Origin of the sequence: Bartonella acomydis, from assembly GCF_039543025.1 — a bacterium.
Classification (GTDB): Bacteria; Pseudomonadota; Alphaproteobacteria; order Rhizobiales; family Rhizobiaceae; genus Bartonella; species Bartonella acomydis.
In genome coordinates, this window is the sequence record NZ_BAABIY010000094.1 from 1 (window position 1) to 25,615 (window position 25,615).

Sequence of the window (25,615 nt, forward strand, 5' to 3'; positions counted from 1 at the left end):
AAAATATCAGAAAGAGACATGCCATTATCATGCTGAAATAGGCTTGATAATGCCCTCCTTTAAAGCTCTTGATAGAGAGAGTTTTGGTCGCTTCATAAAAAATGATCTATAGGGAAATAAAAAAGTAGAAGAATGAGCGCCATAACAGGGAAGCTTTTTTATTTTCCATTATGTTATGAAAATATCATGACATTTGAAAATGTTTTCTTTTTTTTTAAAAACATGTTACCGGTCCTTTTAATCAATGAATTCTTTGTTTTCTATATCAAAAAATTTAAACAGATACTGTGGGATGTAGAATGTTTTGTTCCGGCTTTTTTAAAAATCGTGAAATTTATGGACCGCTTTGTGTTGGTTTTGATCCTAGTCATAAAGTTTTGCAATCATGGAATTTGAGCCCTGATTATAAAGGCTTAAGGGATTTTTGTGATATTCTCTTAACAGCGGTTGTGGGGCAAGTAGGACTTATTAAGCCGCAGGTCGCGTTTTTTGAATTATATGGGGTGGAGGGATTGCAAGTTCTCAAAGAACTTATGGAAAATGCACGAAAACAAGGTTTGTTGGTCATTGCTGATGCAAAAAGGGGGGATATTGGCTCTACTGTTGAAGCTTATGGCCAAGCTTGGCTTGGTGAAAGCAGCGCTTTTAGGGCGGATGCCATAACGGCCAATGCTTTTCTTGGGTTTGATGCTCTCACTCCTATGATGAGAATTGCAGAAGAAACAGGAACGGCAGTTTTTGTGGTCGTGCAATCTTCTAATCCTGAGGGCAAGGATATCCGCAATGCACGCATTGGTGATCAAACACTCTCAGTTCATTTGGCACAGCGCATTTGTGACTATAATAGCCAATCTTCAAGGAAACATCATGCTGTTGGTCCTATCGGTGCAGTTATTGGAGCAACACTGGGGGGAGAAGCAAAAGAGACAATCGAGCAGTTAAAAAACTGCTTGTTTCTTGTTCCTGGTATTGGTGCACAGGGGGGAACGATCACACAACTAACAAACCAGTTTCCTCAGAATTTGTGGCAGAATATTATTCCTTCCATTTCAAGGTCGATTACAGATGCTGGCCCCAATATTGTGGATTTAAAAATGTGCATCAGTGATTTTGCCAGCCAAGCGAAAAGCACTCTTGTGTCTTGAGGGCTTTTGCAAAGGCGATAAACTTAAAAACTCTAATATGCTTAAAAACGTGCTAAGCTGAAAACGACCTATGGGGGCGAGAGATAAAAGGTGGGGAGCTCATTATTTTTCCTCCAAATGAAAAAATACCGAGAGGGAGCTTCTATCCTGATATTGAGAATACTCAATGTTGAAAATGGCAGTATTTTTTTCGTGGGGCTTTTTAAGGGATGGGAGCTTTCCCTTTGAGAGAGCAAAAGTTGATATATGGCACAAAGGGGCAGGACTGATAAAGTCATTGCAGCATTTGTTTCTATAAGATAAAAAAACAGGTTATTCGTGAACACAAATTGTTGCTAGAGAATCATATGTCATCATCATCGGAAAAAACCAAAGCGCGTTTACCTCGTGGTTTTGTGGATCGCACAACTGCGCAATTATATGCAACTGAAACCATGATTGCTCAGATTCGTGAAGTTTATGAACTTTATGGTTTTGAAGCTCTGGAAACACCCATTTTTGAATACACGGATGTGTTGGGTAAGTTTTTACCTGATGAAGATCGCCCAAATGCTGGGGTTTTTTCGCTTCAAGATGATGATGAACAATGGATGTCTTTACGTTATGATCTGACCGCACCTCTTGCGCGTTATTTTTCAGAGAATTTTGAAACTTTGCCAAAACCTTATCGCAGTTATCGTCTTGGCTTTGTGTTTCGTAATGAAAAACCAGGACCTGGACGTTTTCGGCAATTTATGCAGTTTGATGCTGATATTGTTGGCACGCCAACCGTTGCAGCGGATGCCGAAATTTGCATGATGGCAGCCGATAGTTTGGAAAAATTGGGAATTGCACAGCATGATTATGTCATTCGTCTGAATAACCGGAAAATTCTGGAAAGTGTTTTACAATTGATTGGTTTGGGGGAAAGTGAGCAGAAAGAAAAGCGCTTAACAGTTCTTCGCGCAATGGATAAACTTGATAAATTCGGTCCTGAAGGGGTGCGTTTGTTGTTGGGGAAGGGGCGTTTGGATGAAAGCGGTGATTTTACAAAAGGGGCACAGCTGAAGGATAAAGAAATTGAGCGTATTCTTTCTTTGCTCACTATAGAGGCTGAAACGCCAGAGAAAACAGTGGAGGCTCTTAGAGAGGTTGTTGATCAGAATGCTCAAGGTCTTGAAGGGGTTCGTGAACTTGAGGAAATGCAGAAAATTTTTGCCGAAAATGTTCGTTATAACCGTATTAAAATTGACCCTTCGGTGGTGCGGGGTTTGGAATATTATACCGGACCTGTATTTGAAGCCGCATTGCTGTTTGATGTTCTCAATGATGAGAGGCAAAAAGTTGTGTTTGGCTCCGTTGGTGGGGGTGGGCGCTATGATGGGTTGGTGGCCCGCTTTCGTGGGGAACATATTCCGGCAACGGGCTTTTCCATTGGCGTATCACGCTTGATGGTTGCTTTGCAAAATCTTGGAAAATTGCCTTGCAGAGAAAAGACTGGACCTGTGGTGGTTTTGATGATGGATAAAAAACCAGAAATTGTTGCACGCTATCAAAGCATGGTCATGCAGTTGCGCAGTGCGGGAATTCCTGCTGAACTCTATTTGGGGGCAGCAGGCATGAAGGCACAGATGAAATATGCTGATCGAAGACAAGCGCCTTGTGTGGTGATCCAAGGTTCGCAAGAGCGTGAAAGCGGAAAAATACAGATCAAAGATTTGATTGAAGGGGCGCGTTTGTCTCATGAAATTAAGGATAATCAAACATGGCGTGAAAGTAGGCCAGCGCAAGTGATGGTTGATGAAACGCAATTGGTCCAAACAGTACAAAATATTTTGGCTGCCCACAAATGCTCACATTAAAAGTTTTGTAAAAGCGTGTGGCTGGTAAAACTTGGAAATTCTCCATATCATTTTTAAGCAATTTGCAGGATTGGTATTTTGCTCATGGAGATGTGCTTACGTATGCGTTGAAAATGACGTTATTTTTTTAGCCTATATAGTGGTATAAAAGGCAGATGCCTTTGAAACGGGCAAAAGCATTGATTTATCAGTTTAGAGCACGGAGAAGGCGTCTTCGTGATGCAAAAGAGGAGCGAAATCTGCGCTATTTCCCTCTTTTGGTATAAAATTGCTTGTTTTTCTTGTTGAAGGTACAAAATTTCATCTGCGCAAAAGAAGAGAGAGATTTGGAGTGATTTCTCTTTTAAGTTGAAAAAAGAGTGAAACAACTTAAATCAGACAATTTTTTACAGGAACATATTGGTATCAATTGTAAGCCATCTATAATGGTAAACAGCTGATGATATTCATTTTTTCGTAATATCAACGCATGAATGGAGAAATATAATGGTCCAATATGATTTTACCCTGTTATATGAAAGAAATCCTTTTATTCTTGAAAAGCCTGAGGATATTGGAAAATCATTTAAGCTTCCTCCGGCAAACTTTGGATTTTCATATCTTCCACAAATTTCCTTTTCAGGAGCGCCAGATAGTCGGCATATGATTTTGGGACTATCATTTATTGGCTTGAAAAGTTTCTTTGTGCTGTTGTGGCAAGTGGGAAAAATGTCTGATGAGGATGATGTGGATTTATGGTTTGATCAGGTCATATTAGATGGTGATACGCTCAATGAATTTTTGGCTTGTGATTTTTCAACGGAAGAATCACAATATCTTAATTTTGCAACTTTTAAAGAAGGTATCAAGGAATTAGAACGTCATAAAATTCTAGCCAAGGGGACAAAAAACCATTGTTATTTCATAAATCCAGATATTTTTGGGCTTCCTGAAAATGATGAAGATTTTGAGCTTAATGAAGGTGAAAACATGAATGCAGTCTTTATGACAGAAAATTAGAATGAATGGCTGCTTTGCTGATTATTTTAGAGAAAAAGATCTTAAAAAAATAAAGGAAAACAGGTTCTGAAACAACAGAAGAATTGATCTGTTGATGGGGTGCATTGCTATAGTGGCATGGGGGCATATAATGTTTAGGGACAGAGGATAACACAATGCTTTTTGCCGTGAGGTTGTTTTTGCTGGATATTGGTGAGGGCAAATATGGGGAAGTCTGTTGTGATGAGCTGTGGTGCTGTTGTGGTGGGGATATGTGTGCAGATTTTGCAATTTATCATTCATAAAATACAAAGAGCATAAATTCCTTCATAAGAAGGAATTTATGCTAGAAAGTTTGCATTTGACAAATGTATAATTAGTTTAAAAATTAATTTTTCAAGGTTTTTAAGACATTTTGTGGTGAAGAAATTTCATAAGCGTCGGTTGTACAATTGTCTGAAAAACCTGATTCTTCGAACCATTATTCAATTACGCCATCGTTAATAACAGCAGCATAGTGCCATGAACGCATGCCAAATCCGATATTGTTTTTTGCAACCAGCATACCCATTTTGCGGGTAAACTCACCCGGGCCATCGGGAATCTATTTTACATTTTTTAGGGCTTGTTCCTTGTCTCAAGCCTTTATGACAAAAGCTTCATTTTATTATTCATAAAATAAAAAACACAAATTCCCCTTGGTAGAGGAATTTGTGCTAGAAAGTTTACATTTGACAAATGTATAATTAGTTTAAAAATTAACTTTTCAAGGCTTTTAAGACATTTTGTGGTGAAGAAATTTCATAGGGGTCGGTTGTACAATTGTCTGAAAAACCTGATTCTTCGAACCATTGTTCAATTACGCCATCGTTAATAACAGCAGCATAGCGCCATGAACGCATGCCAAATCCGATATTGTCTTTTGCAACCAGCATACCCATTTTGCGGGTAAATTCACCAGAACCATCGGGAATGAGTTTTACGTTTTTTATACCTTGATCTTTACCCCAGGCATTCATGACAAAAGCGTCATTGACGGAAAGGCAATAAATTTCATCAATGCCAAGTTTTTTAAATTCATCATAGAGTTTTTCAAAATCGGGCAGTTGGAAAGTAGAGCAAGTGGGGGTAAAGGCGCCAGGAAGAGAAAAAAGAATAACTCGCTTTCCTTTAAAGTACGCATCACTGTTAATTTCTTGCCAGCGATAAGGATTATCTCCACTCACGGATTCATCGCGAACACGTGTATGAAAGGTGGTGTTGGGAACGGTTTTTCTCATCATAGGTGTGCTCCTGTATTTTTCATGAAAATTGTGTTTTTCGTGCTTTCAAACAGCCTTCTGTTTTGCAAAGCATGTGGAAGAGGTTTAAAAAAAATCTCCAATTCTCCTCAGTGTGCAAATATTTCATTGTTCCGTCAAGTAGAATTAACGGTCGACTTTGATGGATATTCAGCTTAAAATTGAAAAGAATAAGAGGAAGGCATTTTTACCATGATAACAACAGTTTTGACCACGGCTTTTGCTGATCAAAAACCGGGGACATCTGGTTTGCGCAAAAAAGTGTCAGTTTTTCAACAGCCTCGTTATGTTGAAAATTTTATACAGTCTCTTTTTAACAGCATTGGCTCTGTTGAGGGGAAGTTGTTCATTGTTGGGGGGGATGGACGCTATTACAATCGCAGCCTTTTGCAGACCGTGTTGAAAATGGCAGCAGCTCATGGTGCAGCTTGTGTCAAGGTGGGAAAAGGAGGGATTCTTTCTACGCCGGCTGTTTCACATCTTATTCGCAAAACGCATGCCTATGGTGGTGTTATTCTTTCCGCAAGTCATAATCCTGGGGGGAAAGAGGGAGATTGTGGCATCAAATACAATATTGCCAATGGTGGACCTGCTCCCGATTCTTTGTGTGAAGCTCTTTATGCAGCATCACAGAAACTTTCTTGTTATAAAATTTTTGAGGCACCAGATGTCGATTTAGACAGAGAAGGCACAAGTTTTATCGGTTCCATGCGGGTTGATGTCATCAATCCTGTTGCTGATTATGTTGCTTTAATGCAAGAGATTTTTGATTTTGATTGTATTGCGAAAGCTGTGGGCAGAGGCCTTACTTTGCGTTTTGATGCCATGCATGCAGTCACAGGGCCTTATGCTCATGAAATTTTTGAAAAATGTTTGGGATTTGCTCAAGGAACGGTGGTCAATGGTACGCCTTTGCCAGATTTTGCAGGAGGGCATCCAGACCCTAATTTGGTTTATGCCAAGGATCTTTATGATTTGTTGATGTCGGATCAGGCACCTGATCTTGGAGCGGCGTCTGATGGGGATGGTGATCGTAATCTCATTATTGGCCGTGGGCAGTTTGTTACTCCTTCTGATTCCTTGGCGATTATGCTAGAGCATGCTCATCTTATTAAAGGGTATCGCCAAGGGATTGTGGGGATTGCGCGCTCTATGCCAACAGCGCCTGCTGCGGATTTGGTTGCTGCAAGAAAAGGATTGAATTGTTTTGAAACGCCAACGGGATGGAAATTTTTTGGTTCACTTTTGGATGCGGGGAAAGTGACTTTTTGTGGTGAAGAAAGCTTTGGAACGAGCTCTCACCATGTTCGCGAAAAGGATGGTTTGTGGGCAGTGCTCTTTTGGTTAAATCTTTTGGCTCTCACGGGAAAAACCGTTGCACAAATTGTGCAGCAACATTGGAGAGATTATGGGCGCTTTTATACCTTACGTTATGATTATGAAAGTGTGGCGAGTGATAAAGCAGAAGCGATGATAGAACGATTGCGTGCGCATTTGCCACAAAGGGGTATGGAAATTGCTGGGCTTTTGGTGGAAAAAGCAGATGATTTTACTTATCATGATCCCGTTGATCAGAGCGTTAGCATTCGGCAAGGTGTTCGTGTTTTTTTTGAAAATGGTGCACGGCTTGTGGTACGTCTTTCGGGGACGGGCACGGTGGGAGCAACGCTGCGGCTTTATTTTGAGCAGTATGAGGCTGATCCACACAAACACAATCAGGATCCGCAAAAAATACTCCAGCCTTTACAAAAGGTGGCATTGAAATTGTTAAACATAAAACAGGAATTAGGGCGCGCGCATCCCGATATTATCACATGAAAGCGCTGTTTTTTGAGTGACTGTTACCTTGTGGTTAAGGAGGTACCATGGTTTTTATTGTGTGGGTATGCTCATGAAAGCTTTGTATCCTGTGTTTATTGTGAGTGAAGCCTAAAAAATTGAGTAGGTTATCACCGTTTCTTGAAAATTGTGCTTTATGCATGAGAGGGGCAAAAAATTCTCTTCTTGGCCTAGGGTTTTTGGCATAGATATTTTTTTAAGGTTGGCATGTCGGGCAATGAGGGATAGGAAAAGAGAGCGCTCTTATTTTTTGGGGGTGGTACCAAGAGAAGAGTGGACTGTGGCAGATATGCTTCAAATTCAAAAGCTTTGTAAGCTGTGTCAAGGGGGCATAGTTCTTTGTAAAAGATGCACATAAAAAGGCAATCGGACCGCGAAGGGTCCGATATTTTTTTTGTTTTAAGAAGATTTGTATCCTGTTGTTTATCGTGGGGGTTATTGGGGATGAATCATCTTTTTGGGGTCAACCAACCGGTCATAATCTTCTCCAGAAACGCCAGCTTTGAGCGCTTCAGCACGCAAAGTTGTATCATTTTTATGCGCTGCTTTGGCAATTTCAGCAGCTTTTTCATAGCCAATTTCTGGGGCAAGGGCTGTCACCAGCATGAGAGAACGTTCCATGAGAGAGTGAATATGAACGCGATTGGCACGCAATCCTTGGACGCAATGGAGATCAAAAGAGCGTATGCAATCTCCAAGAAGGGTAATGGATTGCAAGACATTATAGCCAATGACAGGCTTATAAACATTGAGTTCAAAATGCCCCTGACTTGCGGCAAATGTCACGCTGGTATGGTTGCCAAAGACTTGGACTGCAACCATTGTCATTGCTTCACATTGGGTGGGGTTAACCTTGCCTGGCATGATAGAAGAGCCTGGTTCATTTTCGGGCAAGCTTAATTCGCCAAGACCAGAGCGTGGACCTGAGCCCAAAAAGCGTATATCGTTGGCAATTTTAAACAGATCAGCTGCCAGAGCATTGAGACTACCATGAAAATGGGCAAGGGCTCCATGATGGGCAAGTGCTTCAAATTTATTGCTGGCAGTCTTGAAGGTTATCCCTGTAAGGTTACTGATTGTTTGGGCAAAAGCAACATCGAAACCTTGTGGTGCATTGAGCCCTGTGCCAACCGCTGTGCCCCCTTGGGCAAGGGTTTGAACATCAGTAAGAGCTGTTTCAATACGCTGCAGGTTGGCTTCAAGCGCGGCGCGATAGCCTGAAAATTCTTGCGCTAAAGTTAAGGGGGTAGCATCTTGGGTATGGGTCCGCCCGATTTTAATGATGTCGGAAAATTCTTCTTCTTTTTTTCTTAATGTGGTAATAAGGGCTTCAAGAATGGGCAGTAAGTGTTGGCGTGTTTGCAGAGTGGTGGCAATGTGAAGCGCTGTGGGAAAGGAATCGTTGGAGGATTGACTCATATTGACATGGTCATTGGGATGTACAGGGGATTTGCTGCCTAGTTTTCCTCCAAGCAACATGCTAGCATGGTTGGCGATGACTTCATTGACGTTCATGTTGCTTTGTGTGCCAGAACCTGTTTGCCAAACAGAGAGGGGGAAATGGGTATCAAATGCACCGGAGAGCACTTCGTCAGCAGCGGTCATGATCGCTTTGCCAATGTTTTGCGGAAGCTTGCCTTTTTCCATATTAACAAGGGCGGCAGCTTTTTTAATAAGACTTAAGGCATAGATGATGGTGAGCGGTTGCTTTTCACTGCCAATATTAAAATTATGCAGTGAACGTTCCGTTTGTGCGCCCCAATAACGGTCTTGACGTACCGAGATTGTTCCAAAGCTATCCGTTTCCTGACGTGTTTCAACCATGATAAGAGATCCTTTTACGTTCGCAGGTTAATAAAACTAGATAATGCAAAATGGGAAAGGGAGGCAAGACTTGAAAGCCTTTTTAAGGTAAATTATTTTATGGAAGAGTCCTTGACATTGTGAAGGAGTGATTTTATATCTTAGCCAATGTTAGCACTCGTACTTTAAGAGTGCTAGCGAGAACTCAAGATTAATCAATTATGTTAAGTTTTAAGGATTTAAAACATGGCTAATATACAATTCCGCCCACTTCACGATCGTGTGGTTGTCCGTCGGGTTGAATCTGAAAATAAGACTGCTGGTGGGATTATTATTCCTGATACAGCAAAAGAAAAACCTCAAGAAGGTGAAGTTATTGCGATTGGTAATGGCGCTCTTGATGATAACGGAAAGCGTGTGCCGTTAGAAGTTAAAACAGGTGACCGTATTCTGTTTGGGAAATGGTCTGGTACTGAAGTCAAGATTAATGGCGAAGACCTGTTAATCATGAAAGAATCTGATATTATGGGAATTTTGGGCTAATTGACGCCTTTTAAATTCTTTCCACTTTATATTATTTTGAGATAACTCCAAGGAGAAATTAGATGGCTGCTAAAGAAGTCAAATTTGGCCGTGAAGCGCGTGAGCGTTTGTTGCGCGGAGTTGATATCCTTGCTAATGCTGTGAAGGTAACACTTGGTCCTAAGGGGCGCAATGTGGTGATTGACAAATCATTTGGTGCTCCACGCATCACAAAAGATGGTGTATCTGTGGCAAAGGAAATCGAACTTGAAGATAAGTTTGAAAATATGGGTGCGCAAATGTTGCGTGAAGTTGCTTCTAAAACCAACGATATTGCTGGTGATGGAACAACCACAGCAACTGTTTTGGGGCAAGCTATTGTTCAAGAAGGCGTAAAAGCTGTTGCTGCGGGCATGAACCCTATGGATCTTAAACGTGGGATTGATGCTGCTGTGGATGAAGTGGTGGCAAATCTCTTCAAAAAAGCAAAAAAAATACAAACTTCAGCAGAAATTGCACAGGTCGGAACAATTTCCGCCAATGGTGCTGCTGAAATCGGTAAAATGATCGCTGATGCTATGGAAAAAGTTGGCAATGAAGGCGTTATTACCGTGGAAGAAGCAAAAACTGCTGAAACCGAATTAGAAGTCGTTGAAGGAATGCAATTTGATCGTGGATATCTTTCTCCTTACTTTGTCACCAATGCTGAAAAAATGGTGGCAGATTTGGATGATCCTTACATTCTTATTCACGAAAAGAAATTGTCTAATCTGCAATCTTTGCTTCCTGTGCTTGAAGCTGTTGTACAGTCTGGAAAACCACTTCTTATTATTGCTGAAGATGTTGAAGGTGAAGCTTTGGCAACGCTCGTTGTCAACAAGTTGCGTGGTGGTTTAAAAATTGCTGCTGTGAAGGCGCCTGGATTTGGTGATCGTCGTAAAGCTATGCTTGAGGATATTGCAATCTTAACATCCGGGCAGGTAATTTCTGAAGATGTTGGCATTAAGCTTGAAAATGTCACTTTGGATATGCTTGGTCGTGCAAAGAAAGTCAATATTTCTAAAGAAAACACCACCATTATCGATGGTGCTGGGCAAAAGAGCGAAATTAGTGCACGTGTAAGCCAAATCAAGACACAGATCGAAGAAACAACTTCTGACTATGACCGTGAGAAATTGCAAGAAAGACTTGCTAAACTTGCTGGTGGTGTGGCTGTTATCCGTGTTGGTGGTGCCACGGAAGTTGAAGTGAAAGAAAAGAAAGACCGCGTTGATGATGCCTTGAATGCAACACGCGCTGCGGTGGAAGAAGGTATTGTTGCTGGTGGTGGTACTGCCTTGTTGCGTGCGGCAAGTGCTTTGACCGTTAAAGGAAGCAATCCTGACCAGGAAGCCGGTATTAATATCGTTCGTCGTGCTCTTCAAGCACCTGCGCGTCAAATTGCTACCAATGCCGGTGAAGAAGCTGCGATTATCGTTGGCAAGGTGTTGGAAAACAATGCAGATACCTTTGGTTATAACACTGCAACCGGTGAATTTGGTGATTTGATTGCTTTGGGAATTGTTGACCCTGTGAAGGTGGTACGTTCTGCTCTGCAGAATGCTGCTTCCATTGCAAGCCTTCTGATCACAACCGAAGCAATGGTTGCTGAAATGCCAAAGAAAGACACTCCAATGCCTCCAATGCCTGGTGGCGGAATGGGTGGAATGGGCGGAATGGATTTCTAAAGCCCTCTTTTATAAACATCAAAAGAAACGGGTCTATCGGGCCCGTTTTTTAATGTGTTTGTTTGTTATTATAACCACAGTGCATAGGCTAATTTGATGGATGCTAAGAATTGTTGATTTAAGATGGTGCGTGTCTAGCTCGTGCAGAATGCTGATCACAGAGCCTATGGGATGCACACATGATGCTAAAAGCTTTCATTTGGGTTAGAGGAGCAGCTGTAAAATTGCTTTGCGTTTTAGCGTGGTGAGAACACGAAATCTTTTGAGCAGCAGATATTCTTCTCTGCTTGAGGCAATTTCATCATGAGGATAAGGTGTATGTTGTTTTGTGGAGATCTCTGCATAAAAAAAGGCTATGGGAACATTTAAAAGGTCGGCAATTTCCTTTAATTGCTCCGCTCCGACACGATTCCAAGCCTTCTTCATATTTTTGAATTTGCTGGAAGCTTACGCCTAAATGTTGACCTAGTGTTTTTTGAGACATTTTCAGCATGTTGCGTCGCAAGTGAATTTTTTTGCCCACAAACATGTCGTTATGAGAATTTCTGGCTTGCATTTCTCCTCCCGCCGGTTGCGAGTGCTCTCGCATTAGTATTCCAGGAGCTTGAAAGTACTGAAACCTAATCAGCTTTTTTGCTTTTAGTGCGTGAGAGCACCTGGACATAGCAAAATTTCCCGGAATTCCGGGATACTCACAAAGCGGGATAAATTCATATTTAGGTTTCGGGTTTTCAAGATCCTCTTTGTCGCTGCGTATACGATCAAAGCACCTTTATTTATAAAGTAATTTGAGAGGATTGGCAATAAAAATGAAAACAACCTTGTTTTCGGAAAAGTTTTGTCCCTCTCAACAAGCGCGGGTCTGAGATTATGATTTAAGAGAAAGCCTCTTGTGGCTCATGATGCAGAAAATAGTCTCTGATGATAAGCCGTAAAATTCTGCTATGGATATTCTCAAATGCAAAAGTTTGTTATCTCGTAATATCGTGAAACGCTATCATAAATGCAATATGAAGTGCTCGCTTGTCACTGGAGAGGAGGAAATAAGTTTAAAAAGAACAAAGCGTTTTTCGTGAGACAATGAACTGAGATAATAGACAATAGGGTTTTCTTGCTCTATGACAGCTGAAAGAAATGATTTTTCTTAAAATGCAAAGAGAGAATGTATGAGCCAATATCCTAAATGCCCTCATTGTGGTGGTTTTTATACTTATGAAGAGGGGGGAAATTTTGTCTGTCCTGAATGCGCTCATGAGTGGCCACAAAAGAGTGAAGAACTTACTGCTGATATCGTTTATGATGCCAATGGTCAGGTTTTGACCAATGGAGATAGCGTGATGGTGATAAAAGATCTTAAAGTCAAAGGCGCTGCTTCCGTTCTCAAGAGTGGTACAAAGGTGAAAAATATTCGCCTCGTGGATGGGGATCACAATATCGATTGTAAAATTCCAGGAATTGGTCAAATTGGCTTAAAGTCAGAATTCGTGAAAAAAATTTAAGCAAAGCGTTGGTTGAATATTTTCCCTTTGTTAAAAGATATTTGCTAGAGCTGATACAGCAGAGCTGATCTCAGAACTGGTGTAGGTTTGAGGGCGGAAATTATTGCAATTTTTAGAAAAATGCGCCCTTAAAATATACCAATAGTTTGTGCTGGTTTTTAAATACGCTGGGCAATATGTCGATGTCCTTATATGCGTGTTACTGCGTTTAAAATACTGCTAATAACCCTTGGCATTGGAGATACTCTATAGGTTATTTGGGGGAATGGCTGTTTTATTTGTTGCTAGGATTTTTACGCATATACCAAACCCGTTTGTGAACATGCAAGCGCATGGTTGATTGTTTCAGAGAGGGTTTGAAATGTCAGAAACGACGATATTGGGCGGAAGATTAATACAATATCTTTATACATCAACACTTTGTAGTAATGTCATTTGCATGACATCAATTTTATCGAAAAAATGCGCCTAGGGAGGATGTGGCACCAGTGTGGTGTGCCCGCTTGTCGATTTGATTGTTATGAGAGGATTTGAGGGTGATATTTTGTTATATTCTATTTGTTTTTATTGCGGCATGGCTTCAACACCTAAAACCTCTGGAATAAAATGGCGTAAAAGATTTTCAATACCATGTTTGAGTGTTGCCGTTGAAGAGGGACATCCGGCGCAAGCACCACGCATATTGAGGTAAACAATACCGTTTTCAAATCCGCGAAATGTAATATCGCCACCATCATTGGCAACAGCTGGGCGAATGCGTGTTTCAAGAAGCTCCTTAATGGTTAAGACGATATCCGCGTCTTTTTCGTCATAAAACTCTTCATGAAGTGCGTGGTTGTGCGCTCCTGGCGTGGCATTGCTGCTAATTACAGGATCACCAGAGAGAAAATGTTCCATAATTGTGCCTAAAATAACGGGTTTGAGATGTTGCCATTCACCGTCTTTTTTGCTCACCGTGATGAAATCATAGCCTAAAAAAACACCATTAACATTTGGAATATTAAACAATTTAGCAGCTAAAGGAGAATTTTTAGCAGCTTCTTCACGGTTACGAAATTCTAAGACATGGTCAGGAACCACCACACAACCTGGCAAAAATTTTAGTGTTGCAGGATTTGGTGTGGCTTCAGTTTGAATAAACATACACTCTCCTTTTGTCATAAGGGATTAAGAAGATTACTGTATCCAAATAGTGTTTCTAGGCAATCGATACAATATCTTCATCGGCAAGATTGCTCGGAATGACCGTGACAGGAATGGAAAAAGCTGTCCCACGATTTCCGATTAATTGGATAAGTGGGCCTGGCCCTTCTGTGTGTCCACTGGCTGCTAAAACAATGAGGGCGATTTCCTTATCTTCTTCAATCAATTTGGAAATTTCTTCGACCTTTTTGCCTTCACGCATCATAATTTCTGTTTCAAGAGCATGGGTGTTGTGTAGATCACAGGCAATTTCTTTCAACATTTTATTGGCATTTTGTGTTGATTCTGTGCGCATAATGTCATTTACACCCAGAAAATGTTGAAATTCAGCATTGTCAACAACACAAAGCAGTAGCAAGCTTCGGTTGGTATTTTTGGCATGATGGGCGGCAAAAGCAACGGCACGTCGACATTCTGGTGTTTCATCAATAATGACTAGAATCTTTTTCTTATGATCTCTTTTGAGCTTTTTGTGCTTAGAAACCATGTTTTCTCTCTCTTTTTACAGATACTCTCTTATGCTTTAAAATGTTATTGTTTCATGGATTTTACAAAAATCCAACGATTTCACGAACTTTTTTCATAGTTTTTTCTGCCAGAGCACCAGCACGTTGTGCACCATCATGCAAAATGGAGTCAATATAAGCACTTTCTTGATGCAACCGGCGAAGTTCCGCCGTTATAGGGGCAAGCTTATGGACAGCAAGATCAGCCAGTGCTGTTTTGAAAAGCGAAAATTGTTGCCCTGAAAACTCTAAGAGGGCTTTTTCTTTGCTCACTTGGGCAAAGGCTGCATAAATGCCAAGCAAATTATCAATTTCAGGGCGATCTTCTAAGTCGGCAATTGTATCGGGAAGAGGAGCTGAGTCCGTTTTTGCTTTGCGTATTTTTTTGGCAATAAGAGCAGCATCATCGGTCAAATTAATGCGTGAAAAATCTGAAGGATCTGATTTTGACATTTTCTTTGTGCCATCACGCAGTGACATAACGCGCATCGCTGTTTCTCCTATCAGTGCTTCTGGGAGTGGGAAAAAGCCTTGTTTTGTTTCCTCACCCATTTGTATTGGAACAGCAAAATTTAATTCTACAAGACGATTAGCATAGTCGTTATTGAATTTTTGCGCAATGTCACGTGCGAGTTCAACATGCTGTTTTTGATCTTCCCCTACCGGAACATGCGTGGCACGGTAGAGTAAAATATCAGCCGCCATCAGACTTGGATAAGCAAAAAGCCCAAGGGATGCTTTTTCACGATCTTTTCCAGCTTTATCTTTAAATTGTGTCATGCGTTGGAGCCAACCAATACGGGCAACACAATTGAAAATCCAAGCAAGTTCAGCATGTTGAAAAACCCTAGATTGGTTGAAAACAATATGTTTTTGAGGATCAATGCCGGAAGCCAAAAAGGCGGCTGTTACGGCTCTTGTGGATTCTATTAGGGTTCGAGGATCTGGATTCACAGTTAGCGCATGCATGTCAACAACGCAATACAAACAATGATAGGATTTTTGTAATTCAACCCAATGCTTGATAGCACCAAGATAATTGCCAAGATGTAAGTGACCACTGGGTTGTACACCGGAAAAAACAAGCGGTGTGAAAGTATCCATAGAAGCATTCTTTCTTTTAAGTAAAGTTATTCATTTTATGTTTTGTGACAAAGCATATTTCTCAAAGCAAGATAAATATTATAGGCGTTTTTTTAAATTTTTGAGGGTGAGGAAAAAGGAACGGGTGTCAAGGAAAAAATAGGCACTTAAATAGAGCGCAAACAGGATAAACATTATTCCACTCAGAGTTCCTGCTCGCAAAAAAAATGAAGCTTGTGAGGATAAAGGAAACGATAAAAAGCCAAGCACATGAAAACAATAATGAAGGATGAGTGCACTCAAAATGGTAACCATCATGAGACACGCAATACGTTTTATCAGTTGTGCGTCATATTCCCAATAACCACGTTTGATAAGCACAAAACAAAGCAACAGGGTGTTCACCCAGCCAGAGGTGATCTCGGCTATGACAATGCCGCGTGCGGAGAGGTGAGGAAATAATGTTAAGGCAAGGCTGATATTGATGAGAACGCTAATGCCGGTGAAAATCATTGGTGTTTTGGTATCTTCATGGGCAAAGAAATTGGGAATAAAGACCTTAATGAGGACAAAAGCCGGAAGTCCTAACCCATAAAGTTCAAGTAATTGTGCAACATAGTGTGTGGATTCGGCGGTAAATTGCCCACGTTCAAAAAGCAAACTGACAATGGGGGTGGAAAGCAGCAAAAAAGCAACGGAGGCCGGCAGCGTTAACAACAGGGTTAATTCAATAGAACGGTTTTGTAAATCATGCGTCTCTTTGTGTTTTTTGTTGCGTAAAGCCCTTGTTAATTCTGGTAAAAGAACGGTGGCAATGGCAATGGCTATCACCCCTAGGGGCAATTGATAAAGGCGGTCCGCATACATTAAAGAAGAAACGGCACCCGATTGGCTGGAAGCAATGTTGGTGTTGATGAGCAAATTGATTTGTGTAATGCCCCCTGTGATGGCAGCCGGGAATGCTAAAGTTAAAAGCTTGCGAACATTGGGACTGAAACGGGGACGACGGAGAAAAATTTTCATGCCACTTTGACGCAAAGCCACAGCAATTAGTGTGAGTTGCAGAATGCCTGCTGCTAAGACACCCCAAGAAAGATTTAAGCCAATATGCCAAGCGTCAAGCCCATAAAACCAAGCATAAGCAAGGACGCTAATCAAAAGTATATTCAGAAAAAGAGGGGCAATGGCTGCAATAAAATAGCGCCGCAAGGCATTGAGCATGCCCCCCATCATGGTGGCAAGCGACATGCATGTTAAATAGGGAAACATGATCGCGGTAAAATGAATCGTCGCGTTAAATTTTGTGGCGTCTTTTGCAAAACCTGGTGCAATAATTGTTCTTACCAAAAAAGGCATACTGAGTTCCATAGCTATGGTTAAGAGCAAGAGTAGCGAAAAAAGAACGCCAAAGACTTCTTCGGCAAATTTGCATGCTTTCTCTTGACCCTCTTCGGTAATTTTTTTAGCAAAAAGAGGAACGAAAGCCGCATTAAAGGCACCTTCAGCAAAAAAACGACGGAATGTATTGGGAAAACGAAAAGCCGCATTGAATGCATCAGAAACAGGACCAGTTCCCAATGCTGCTGCCATCAACATTTCGCGTATAAAGCCGAAAATGCGACTCATCAGGGTGCCAGAAGCAACAGTTGCAAATTTTTTAAATAGGATCATAAAAATATATCGGTTTATTATGAAGGAGAAGCGATCAATAAAAGCCCCTTTTTAAAGCATGAAATCTAATCAGTGTGTTCATACAATTCTATTTTTTAAAACATTTTACGATGGTGTTTATCCTTCTGTCAACAAGAGTGCGTTTATATTCTTTAAGCTGTATTTGTCATTAAGACATAAGCGTTTTATTTATAAAAAAACAAAGTTTCTTTTTAATTAATTTGTAAATAGGCCGATATAACAAACGAAAAACAGTGTGAGAAAAGAGGAAAACTTATGAAGCTTTGTTTTATGCGTTTCATTGTTTTGTTTCTTTGTTGTACGTTCTCAAATCAGATTGTCATGCTATTTTGATTGTTCAATGACTTGGATACACGAAAAAGTCAGATTTTGTAGAGTGTTTAGAATGGTTCAACATTTTGTCTACTGTTGAGTGATCTCAAACGCTTAAAATGTGCAAAATCTTTTCATATGCCCATATATGTGCTTGTGAGTCATGATATCTCTTTTTTTAGTGTTCATGGATCTTCTCTTCTCACTCTTGCAGAGTGAGTGCTGATGGGGGAGAGAGAAAAGCAGTAATGTTGTTTTTTAAAAACAATATGTAATTTATGCTTATGCTACCAATTCTTTTATGCATTTGGTTCTATTGCATTGAATATTTTGCTGTGTCTGTTTTTCGTGCAGATGTGACACCAAAGATTATTGTATTCTTCATAAAGCAGGGCGTGAGGGGATTGTCGTGAAGTCTTAATGCGTGCAACCTTATCTGTTGAGTGGATTGGACGAGAGAGATGTTTTGGGCCTACTATGTTTGATACAGCATTTCTTGGTGCAGTCTTTAGTGAAATAATTGCACCAAGGGATGAGATAAAAATCAAAGCTTATGAAATTTAGCCGGCAAAAGACATTGTTTTGGGCGTTGTAGTTTTGCGTGGTTGAACGCTTTGTGAGCTTTCCCCCGCTTGTATAGAGGTTTCAGCAGTTCTTTGACGCCTGTTTTTGGGTGAGTGTTCAGACAATTGAGAAGACCTTAAGAAACTTTCTTGTTTTTGCGAGTCTTCATCCAGTTTCATAGATTGTTCTTGATGCGTTTTGACAATACTTTCTCTTACTTGCTTTACAGCTTTGGTATAATTATCAATGGCAGCACACAGAGAAGGAATAGCTTTTTCAGCATGTTTGCGTGCACTATTTTTGACGCCAAGCACTTGTTTTCCAGCAAGTGGAGCAAACATTGTCGGTTGGTTTGCAACTTGCCATGCAAGTTCTTCTCCTAAAACAGGAATTTTTTGTACGTCTTCAGTGTTATATTGCAAAACAAATGGGTTATTGTAAACAATGTTACACCAATTGTAGATTTCTATCCGAGCATGTTGAACAGAGTGATCACTTTGAACTCTATCACTAATCTCCTTATGTGAAAGAGGAGGGGTTCTTTCTGTTTTAGGGATTGTAGCTGTGCCTGGTTGAACAGCTTGTGGTTTTTTTTCTACTTGCATAGAGGTTTGGGCAGCTTCTTGATGCCTTTCTATTGGTGAGCGTTCAGGTAACGGAGAAGACTTTGTTTGGCTTTGCATGCCTTTCTCTTGCTGTGGAGAAGGTGCATGGTGTTTTTGTGCTGCGTGAGAAGCAGGCAGAACACTCTCTTGTGTCTGTTGTAGGGCAGGTTTTGGGCGTGTTGTTGCCGTGCGTGGTCTAGCTCCAAGCCGCTCCCAATCTGTTTGCATAGAGACTCTAGCGGCTTCTTGATGCGTGTGTGTTGATGGATGTCCAGACAATGCAGGAGACTTTGTTTGGCTTTGCACGCTTTTTTCTTGCTGTGGAGAAGGTGCATGGCGTTTTTGTGCTGCGTGAGAAGCAGGTAGAACGCTCTCTTGTGTCTGTTGTAGGGCAGGTTTTGGGCATGTTGTTGCCGTGCGTGGTTTAGCACCAAGCCGCTCCCAATCTGTTTGCATAGAGGTTTGGGCAACTTCTTGATGCCTTTCTATTGGTGAGCGCTCAGGCAACGGAGGAGACTTTGTTTGGCTTTGCATGCTTTTCTCTTGCACCGTTTGTTCATGGCGCCTTTGTTGTGTGTGAGAGGTTTGTACAATGTCTTCTGTTGCATGTTTTATAGCTTCAGCATAGCCTTCAATGGCTTCAGCCAAACGGGGAAGAGCATTTTCAGCATCTTTGCGCGCTTGGTTTTTTATACCAGAGAATTTGCGGCCCGCAAATTTACCAAATATATGAGGGTGTGTTGTTATTTGCCAAGCAAGATTTTCTCCTATAGCAGGAGCTTTTTGTATTTCTTCAAGTCTATATAGCAAAATACGTGGATCGCCATAAACAATTGTGCACCAATATACGATTTCTGCCTGACAATATTGGACCGTTGTATTGCTTTTAACTCTGCGTAGCATTTCCTTTTGTGAAAGAGTTGTTGTTTCTTTTTCAGCAGCTGTGCGTGGCTTTTGTAGATCTTTAGCCATTTGTTTTAGATCTAGCGAATGTTTATGGCGTATTTGTTTAGCCAGATGGCCATGCAAAATACCCTCTTTTGCCTGCTTTACAGTTTCAGCATAATTTTCAAGGGCAAGACACAGGGGGGAAATATTTTCTTCAGCTTGCTTGCGCGTTTGATTTTTTATGCCAAGAACCTTTTTCCCAGCAAGTTTCGCAACAAGTTTAGGTTTTGCTGCAACTTGCCATGAAAGGCTATCTCCAAGGGAGGGATTTTTTTCAATTTCTTCAAGCTTCTTCTGAAAAATATCTGGGTTTCCATAAACAGTTTGAGATAAAGTTCTGATTTCGTCTTTACAGGCTTGGACCAACGGATTATTTCTAATTTTAACAATCATTTCCTCTTTTGAGAGAGATGCGCTTATGCTTGCTGAAGCAACCGTTGTGTATATGGTTTGCTCTTGTTGAGTGGTTACACTACGTCTTTCTTTATGTCTTGTGGAGGACCGTGTTTTTATGTCAATTTCTGCATATATGATCTCACTCTCCTCTGTTGCGGTGGGGGTAGGTGTCCTGTCTTTTGTTTGCAAAGATTTTGGTGGCGCAGGGGTACCGTAGGGAGATTCATTTTTTTGTGTTACTCCATTGTTGGTTAGCTCTCTGTCTCTTGCCCGTGGTGGTCTTTGGGGAGGAACCTTTACCTGTGCTGTTTGGCTTTCTTGTCTGGTTGCCGTGTCTTGCTGTCTATTCTTTGTCCGTGGTGGTTTTGGAGGAGCAACTTTTACCTGTGCTGTTTGGTTTTCTTGTCTGGTTGCTGCTGCTTGCTGTCTATTCCTTGCCTGTGGTGGTTTTGGTGGGGCAGCTTTTACCTGTGCTGTTTGGTTTTCTTGTCTGGTTGCTGCTGCTTGCTGTCTATTCTTTGTCCGTGGTGGTTTTGGAGGAGCAACTTTTACCTGTGTTGTTTGGCTTTCTTGTCTGGTTGCGATGTTTGGCATTTTTTCGCTTGCCTGAGATGCTTCTTGTGAAGCAACCCTTGTATCTGTAGCTTTTGTTGGACGTTTTGGAAGAGGTGGTTTTTGAGTGTTTTTAACATGAGCTGTTGGCGTTGCCATAGATTGTTCAAGGCGTTTTTCAAATTCTGCCACCATGCTCGCTACAGAAGGGGAGGGTTGTGTTTTTTTCATGCAAATTTCCTTTCACGCTCTTTGTGCGGATCATGATTGATTTTCACATTTGTATGATGCAATTTTCTCAATTTTTAAGGTTAATGATGGAGGATTTTGTAAAAAATTTTAAAGTCACATAACTTTCTTGACGCAAATCATTTTACGAAAATTGCGCCCAAAAACACAAAGAACAGCTAAAATTTAGTCGCTTTAGCTAGCAAGAGCTAGCATTTTTGGACGTACTGCTTTGCGTGATTGAGTGTCTTGTATTCTTTCTGGTGAATGTTGAGGAGATTTTGCGGTTTCATGATGGGATGGTGTTGCTGAGATGTTTTCGGACTCTCTTAAAGAGACTGATAAATCTTGTATGAATCTGGCAGATGCTTCAGGGGTTATTTGCTGAGTTTGTACAATGCTCTCTTTGACTTGTTGTATAGCATTGGCATAATTGTCAACAGCGCTTATTAAGTGTGAAAGGCCTGCTTCGGCAGTTTTACGCGTCTTGTTTTTTAAACCACACATATTAACACCAGCATAGCGCCCAAAAGACTGCGGATAGGCTGCAATTTGCCATGAAAGTTCCTCTGCTGCAGCCGAATTTTCAAACATTCCCTCAGTTTTTTGTTGCAAAATATCAGATTTACCAAAAACAACTTGGCACCAATATTCAATTTGTGCATAATGTCTTTTCACTACTGGATGTTGTCGCATTTTGTCAGCAATTTCATCATCTTTTAGAGAGGCATTCTCCCGTGCAGGATGACGCGAAGTTTGCAAGATTTTTGTAAGTGTTTCTTTGCCTATTAATTGTTCATAATATGGGAGTACTGCTAATGGGGTTATAGCTAAGTCGGCTCTTGTAACTTTTACAGCTTCTATATAACAATCAACAAGGCCACAAAGGGCTGACAAATTTTCCTCGGCAATTTTGCGTGTACTGCTTTTTATGCCAAGCATTTGCTTGCCGGCAAGTCTATGAAGTTCCCTAGGGTTTATTGTAATTTGCGATGATAAATTTTCTCCTGCCGCAGGGTTTATTATAATTTCTTCTATTTTTTCCTGTAAGGCATGTGAATTGCCATAAACAGTTTTGCATATGCGTCGGATTTCTTCTTGATATGAGGTTACTAATCGGCTGTGATGCAGTAATTGCGTAATTTGTTCTTCAGAGAGAGTTATAGATGTTTTTGATGAAGTTGCTGTTGTATCACGCCTTTGTTCTGTTCTTGACAAAGACGATTCTTGCCGATCTTCTCTCGTGGTAGTGGAGGTTGTTTTATCTCTTGGTGTGAATTCCCCACAAAGGCTTTCTGAGGCTGCCAGCTCTGCAGCGGCTTGTTCAGAGAGCTTGATACGTTTTTGAACTGAAGGGGAGGAAAAAGATGGGGGCTGATTTTTTCTCATGCATGTTTCCTTTCAATATTTTGAGTAAACCCCTTTGGTGCATTCTTCACCTTTCATTTTTTACAAAATGAAGATATCGGTTTGAAGGGCTTCCAAAGATTGCGCTATTTGCTGCCCACATAATCGACATTTATGTCTTTTATACAGTTTTTTTGTGAAATTTTATCAATAAGTTAAATAAATTTTCAAAGCTTTTTTGATAATTTTTTTAAGTCACATTTTATAACAATTCTTGGCGCAAATCATGTCATTTTGATTGCGCCAAAAAATCAATTGAAAGGCAAAAATATTTGTATTTTTATGCACACTTACATTGCAAAGGCCATCCCTTTTTCAGTTTTGGGACTCTGTTTGCGTTGTGCGCTTTGCTCTGGAGCATTCTGTTCTCTCTCTTGTCCACGGCGGTGGTGATGATGGTGATGTCCATGTTCCTGTCTTTCTTGGCTTGTACCTCTCTCATGGCTACGTTCTTTTTCATGCTGCCGTGTAAAAGCTTTGTGTAGCTTTTGTGCTGTATATATATGTTTCTCAAGACTTGAATAAAGGTACTGAAACTCTTCTTCAGCTGCTTTGCGATCTGAAGTTTTTATGCCGAATACTGTTCTCCCTGCAAGTTTACCAGGTCCTTCAGGATTTTCTGCAAGGCTCCGTAAAATCTGCTCTCCCATTTGAGGATTTTCAAGAACCTGAGAAAGTTGTTCATTCAAAGCATGTGGGTTACCATAAACAACAGCGCAGCGTTCTTGGGTTTCTCTTACACCATATTGAAACTCTGTGTGTTGTAAAAGCTTTGTGGTAATCACATCTTTCTGGGATCGTGGAGGAGAAGTTGTCCTTCTTGAACTAACGCCTGCATAGATGGGATTTTCTTGTTGTAAGGGACCGTGTTCATCTCGTGCACCCATGCCAACGGTTGCATAGATGGATTCTAGTGGTTTCTGGGGCGAAGGCCTACCCTGTTGGTCAAAGTCAATATCTGCATAGAGAGGTTCTTGTTCTTGGGGATCTCGCCCACCTTGTGCACCTCCAACTCTGTCGTATTCTGGCCACTCACGCCCTTCCAAATCGCCTATTGCATAGGGGTTTGTTAGTGGTCTTTGGGGCGACCTATTTGGTGTTGCATAAGCGCTTTCTTCGGCACCTTCTGGTGGTCTTTGCGGTGCATAGGGATTTTCTGACAGAGGTTGATTTCTTGGCGATGCATAGGGATTTTCTGATAGAGGTTGATTTCTTGGCGATGCATAGCCAGCTGCCTCTGATTGTGTTTGGCGCTGTTCTTTGGGTTTTTTATTCACCGTTGCATAGACGGGTTCGGAATTTGGATCTCCTAGGCCTTGTTGTTCAAAGCGTCTTCTTAGGTCCTCTACAGTTTTAGAAGAGGATGGTTGATGTTTTTTCATGCACGTTTCCTTTCAATATTTTGAGAAAACCTCTTTGGTGCTCTCTCCCCCTTATGCTTTGATAGTTTTATAGAAGATATCAATTTGAGTGGCCTCCAAAGATTTGAGCTATTCATGAACTAGGATAATCGACATTTGTGTCTTTTATACAGCTTTTTTATGAAATTTTATCAATAATTTAAATAAAATTTCCGAAGCTCTTTATGATGATTTTTTTTGTAACATTTTAAAACAGTTTTTGGTGTAATCGAAATGAGAGAGCCAAGGAATGAGAAAAGATCAAAGTGCTTATTTAGCCCGTAAGAGCCATCGATGAAGAGCGATTCACTTTAAGAGACCGCATCTGACATTGTGCTTTTTTGGTAAGTTTGACGGTGTTTACAATTTCTCTTGCTTTGCTTTCCGATACACCAATCAGACAAGACAGTTTTGTGTGATTGTTTTGCTGTACGGCTTGACGTTCTTCTGCTGATAAACGATTGTGTAGTTTGCGTGCGTAAACATGGAGATGTTGTTGCAGTGTGGGAGAATGAGATAAGGTTTCTCTTTGTTGTTCTGCTGGGAGGGTAAAAAGGTTTTGTAAATCTCTATTTGGCTTTTCAATAGAATGATTTACACGATTTTGTTTTCTTGTGTGTTTTTCTAGAAATTCATCTTTTGTTTCACGTACTATTGTCGCATAAGTTTTAAGCATTTCACAAAGCTGTGGCAGGTGTTCTTCAGCTTGGCAGCGCTCTCGACTTTTTATGCCAAGTATTTTGACTCCTGCAAGTTTACAAATTGATTGTGGATATTGGGCAATGTGCTCAGCAAATACGCGACCCAAGCTTGGATCTGCATTTACTAACTCTATTTTCATGCCTAAGATTTTCGGGTTGCCATAAACCTTCTTTGATAAACGTTCAACTTCTTTTTTGCTGGCTTCAATAAAGGGATCAGAACAAATCTTTGCGAACAATTCTTCTTGGCTGAGAGGTGCTAATCTTTCTTTTGGAATGAGTGTTTCCTTTAAATTTTGTACATTTGATTTTTCAAAGTAGAGAGATGCACCGTTTTGTAATGTCTTCATTTGTTCTGGTGTGAGTTCGTCTTTGTTTCCGACAACAAAAACACCATCAACTTCCATGACAAAACCTTCTGCTGCCATGCCTCTATAGGTGCCATCATAGGTTTCTCCTTCTTTGGCTGCAACCACAATGCGATTGTTGATTTCCTCAAGTCCAGCGTTTCTCATATGAGAGATGAACTCCTTTAAAACCAGTGCTTTTTGGGGATGTGTCATATCCTCAAAGAGATGCTGCATTGGTTGTGGATTGCCCTGTTGCATTGCAGCAATACAGGCATGTGTCAGACGCTCTTTTGTTATAAAAGAAAAGTCAATTTTATGGCCCGCGGCTTGCCCAAGCTTTTCCATAAACATGCGTTGTACACGCCCGTTGCCTTTTCTAAAAGGATGCGTATGGTTGAGAAGCATAAAGACTTCAGCAGCATTTTCAGCAAATTTTTGGCGTGATAAACCACGTAAATTATTTTTCGCATGCAGCATGCGCTCTAGTTGTTTAAGTTCTCTTTGAATCTGTGCACCAACGGCAAAAGGAATGTCATAACCTTTAGGGTGCATCGCTGGCATACTGGCAATGCTACCATCTTCAAATGTAAAGGTTTGATCGCGGGTTTGTCCCGCCCATTCAAAACTTTTATAGAAGAGATTCCAGTGAATTGTTTTCAAATAAGCGGTGTCAAATTTTCGTGGTAGTGGCTCATAGCGAAAATTCACAGCTGCCCTTGCTGCATCATGGGCACAGCGTGTATACAGCCTTTGGCGGTCTTTGATGCCATATTTATTTTTCAGTGTGTTGCTATTTTTATACAGATAATTATGCTCTAACATATATTCTCTCCTTATAGGATGGGGTAATGGATGAAAGTGTGTTAAACTTTTTGTTTAAAAATCCCCCTCGCGTATTCTTTTAAGATTTCGAGCATTGGATGAGAGAAAAGAGATCCCTCGAATTCATGGGTGTTTTTGCTTGTAACAATCCTTATCTTAGCGCTGTTTTCTTTTACTGAGAGAGAAAGATC

At 40.8% G+C, this 25,615-nt stretch carries 17 protein-coding genes and 2 pseudogenes; 7 read left to right on the forward strand and 12 right to left on the reverse strand.

What is annotated here, in order from left to right; all coding sequences use genetic code 11:
• Positions 1–299 precede the first annotated feature (299 nt).
• The 3 genes from pyrF (at position 300) to ABD909_RS07515 (ending at position 3,985) form a co-directional block, all read left to right on the forward strand.
• Positions 300–1,145, forward strand: a complete 846-nt coding sequence (pyrF, locus tag ABD909_RS07505) for an orotidine-5'-phosphate decarboxylase (RefSeq protein WP_345097314.1) — start codon at positions 300–302, stop codon at positions 1,143–1,145.
• Between the two features lie 347 nt (positions 1,146–1,492).
• Positions 1,493–2,986: a histidine--tRNA ligase gene (gene hisS / locus ABD909_RS07510; protein WP_345097315.1), complete on the forward strand. Its 1,494-nt coding sequence runs from the start codon at positions 1,493–1,495 to the stop codon at positions 2,984–2,986.
• 486 nt (positions 2,987–3,472) lie between these two features.
• Complete coding sequence (locus ABD909_RS07515) at positions 3,473–3,985, forward strand: replication protein (RefSeq protein WP_345097316.1); 513 nt, start codon at positions 3,473–3,475, stop codon at positions 3,983–3,985.
• 367 nt (positions 3,986–4,352) lie between these two features.
• Here ABD909_RS07515 and ABD909_RS07520 read toward each other — a convergent pair.
• Positions 4,353–4,628: pseudogene (locus ABD909_RS07520) on the reverse strand (peroxiredoxin); the annotation flags it as partial.
• A gap of 94 nt (positions 4,629–4,722) precedes the next feature.
• Positions 4,723–5,247, reverse strand: coding sequence for a peroxiredoxin (locus ABD909_RS07525; RefSeq protein ID WP_345097317.1), 525 nt, complete (start codon positions 5,245–5,247; stop codon positions 4,723–4,725).
• A 210-nt stretch (positions 5,248–5,457) separates the two neighbouring features.
• Here ABD909_RS07525 and ABD909_RS07530 point away from each other — a divergent pair, with 210 nt between their 5' ends.
• On the forward strand, positions 5,458–7,083 hold the full coding sequence (locus tag ABD909_RS07530) for an alpha-D-glucose phosphate-specific phosphoglucomutase (protein WP_345097318.1): 1,626 nt from the start codon (positions 5,458–5,460) through the stop codon (positions 7,081–7,083).
• A gap of 456 nt (positions 7,084–7,539) precedes the next feature.
• Here the strand turns inward: ABD909_RS07530 and fumC are convergent, their stop codons facing one another.
• Positions 7,540–8,928, reverse strand: coding sequence for a class II fumarate hydratase (gene fumC / locus ABD909_RS07535; RefSeq protein ID WP_345097319.1), 1,389 nt, complete (start codon positions 8,926–8,928; stop codon positions 7,540–7,542).
• A gap of 225 nt (positions 8,929–9,153) precedes the next feature.
• Here fumC and groES point away from each other — a divergent pair, with 225 nt between their 5' ends.
• Together groES and groL are read left to right on the forward strand one after the other, a co-directional pair.
• Positions 9,154–9,450, forward strand: a complete 297-nt coding sequence (groES, locus tag ABD909_RS07540; RefSeq protein WP_005864441.1) for a co-chaperone GroES — start codon at positions 9,154–9,156, stop codon at positions 9,448–9,450.
• A 62-nt stretch (positions 9,451–9,512) separates the two neighbouring features.
• Positions 9,513–11,156: a chaperonin GroEL gene (gene groL / locus ABD909_RS07545; RefSeq protein WP_345097320.1), complete on the forward strand. Its 1,644-nt coding sequence runs from the start codon at positions 9,513–9,515 to the stop codon at positions 11,154–11,156.
• Positions 11,157–11,360: 204 nt separating this feature from the next.
• Here the strand turns inward: groL and ABD909_RS07550 are convergent.
• Positions 11,361–11,745: pseudogene (locus ABD909_RS07550) on the reverse strand (helix-turn-helix domain-containing protein).
• A 577-nt stretch (positions 11,746–12,322) separates the two neighbouring features.
• Between ABD909_RS07550 and ABD909_RS07555 the strand changes: the two are divergent.
• Complete coding sequence (locus ABD909_RS07555; RefSeq protein WP_345097321.1) at positions 12,323–12,655, forward strand: zinc ribbon domain-containing protein YjdM; 333 nt, start codon at positions 12,323–12,325, stop codon at positions 12,653–12,655.
• A 564-nt stretch (positions 12,656–13,219) separates the two neighbouring features.
• Here ABD909_RS07555 and ABD909_RS07560 read toward each other — a convergent pair.
• The 8 genes from ABD909_RS07560 to ABD909_RS07595 all read right to left on the reverse strand — a co-directional run bounded on the left by ABD909_RS07560 (position 13,220) and on the right by ABD909_RS07595 (position 25,424).
• Complete coding sequence (locus tag ABD909_RS07560) at positions 13,220–13,798, reverse strand: NifU family protein (RefSeq protein ID WP_345097323.1); 579 nt, start codon at positions 13,796–13,798, stop codon at positions 13,220–13,222.
• A 55-nt stretch (positions 13,799–13,853) separates the two neighbouring features.
• Complete coding sequence (locus ABD909_RS07565) at positions 13,854–14,345, reverse strand: universal stress protein (protein ID WP_345097325.1); 492 nt, start codon at positions 14,343–14,345, stop codon at positions 13,854–13,856.
• 61 nt (positions 14,346–14,406) lie between these two features.
• Positions 14,407–15,468, reverse strand: a complete 1,062-nt coding sequence (gene trpS / locus ABD909_RS07570; RefSeq protein WP_345097326.1) for a tryptophan--tRNA ligase — start codon at positions 15,466–15,468, stop codon at positions 14,407–14,409.
• Positions 15,469–15,546: 78 nt separating this feature from the next.
• Complete coding sequence (gene murJ, locus ABD909_RS07575) at positions 15,547–17,118, reverse strand: murein biosynthesis integral membrane protein MurJ (RefSeq protein WP_345097327.1); 1,572 nt, start codon at positions 17,116–17,118, stop codon at positions 15,547–15,549.
• A gap of 893 nt (positions 17,119–18,011) precedes the next feature.
• The gene (locus ABD909_RS07580; protein WP_345097328.1) at positions 18,012–20,747 is read right to left on the reverse strand and encodes a BID domain-containing T4SS effector; all 2,736 of its coding nucleotides are present in this window, start codon (positions 20,745–20,747) and stop codon (positions 18,012–18,014) included.
• 192 nt (positions 20,748–20,939) lie between these two features.
• Positions 20,940–22,133, reverse strand: coding sequence for a BID domain-containing T4SS effector (locus tag ABD909_RS07585; RefSeq protein ID WP_345097329.1), 1,194 nt, complete (start codon positions 22,131–22,133; stop codon positions 20,940–20,942).
• A 308-nt stretch (positions 22,134–22,441) separates the two neighbouring features.
• Positions 22,442–23,533 (reverse strand): BID domain-containing T4SS effector, encoded by a 1,092-nt coding sequence (locus ABD909_RS07590; protein WP_345097330.1) that lies wholly within the window; start codon positions 23,531–23,533, stop codon positions 22,442–22,444.
• Positions 23,534–23,825: 292 nt separating this feature from the next.
• Positions 23,826–25,424, reverse strand: coding sequence for a BID domain-containing T4SS effector (locus ABD909_RS07595; protein ID WP_345097331.1), 1,599 nt, complete (start codon positions 25,422–25,424; stop codon positions 23,826–23,828).
• Positions 25,425–25,615 lie beyond the last annotated feature (191 nt).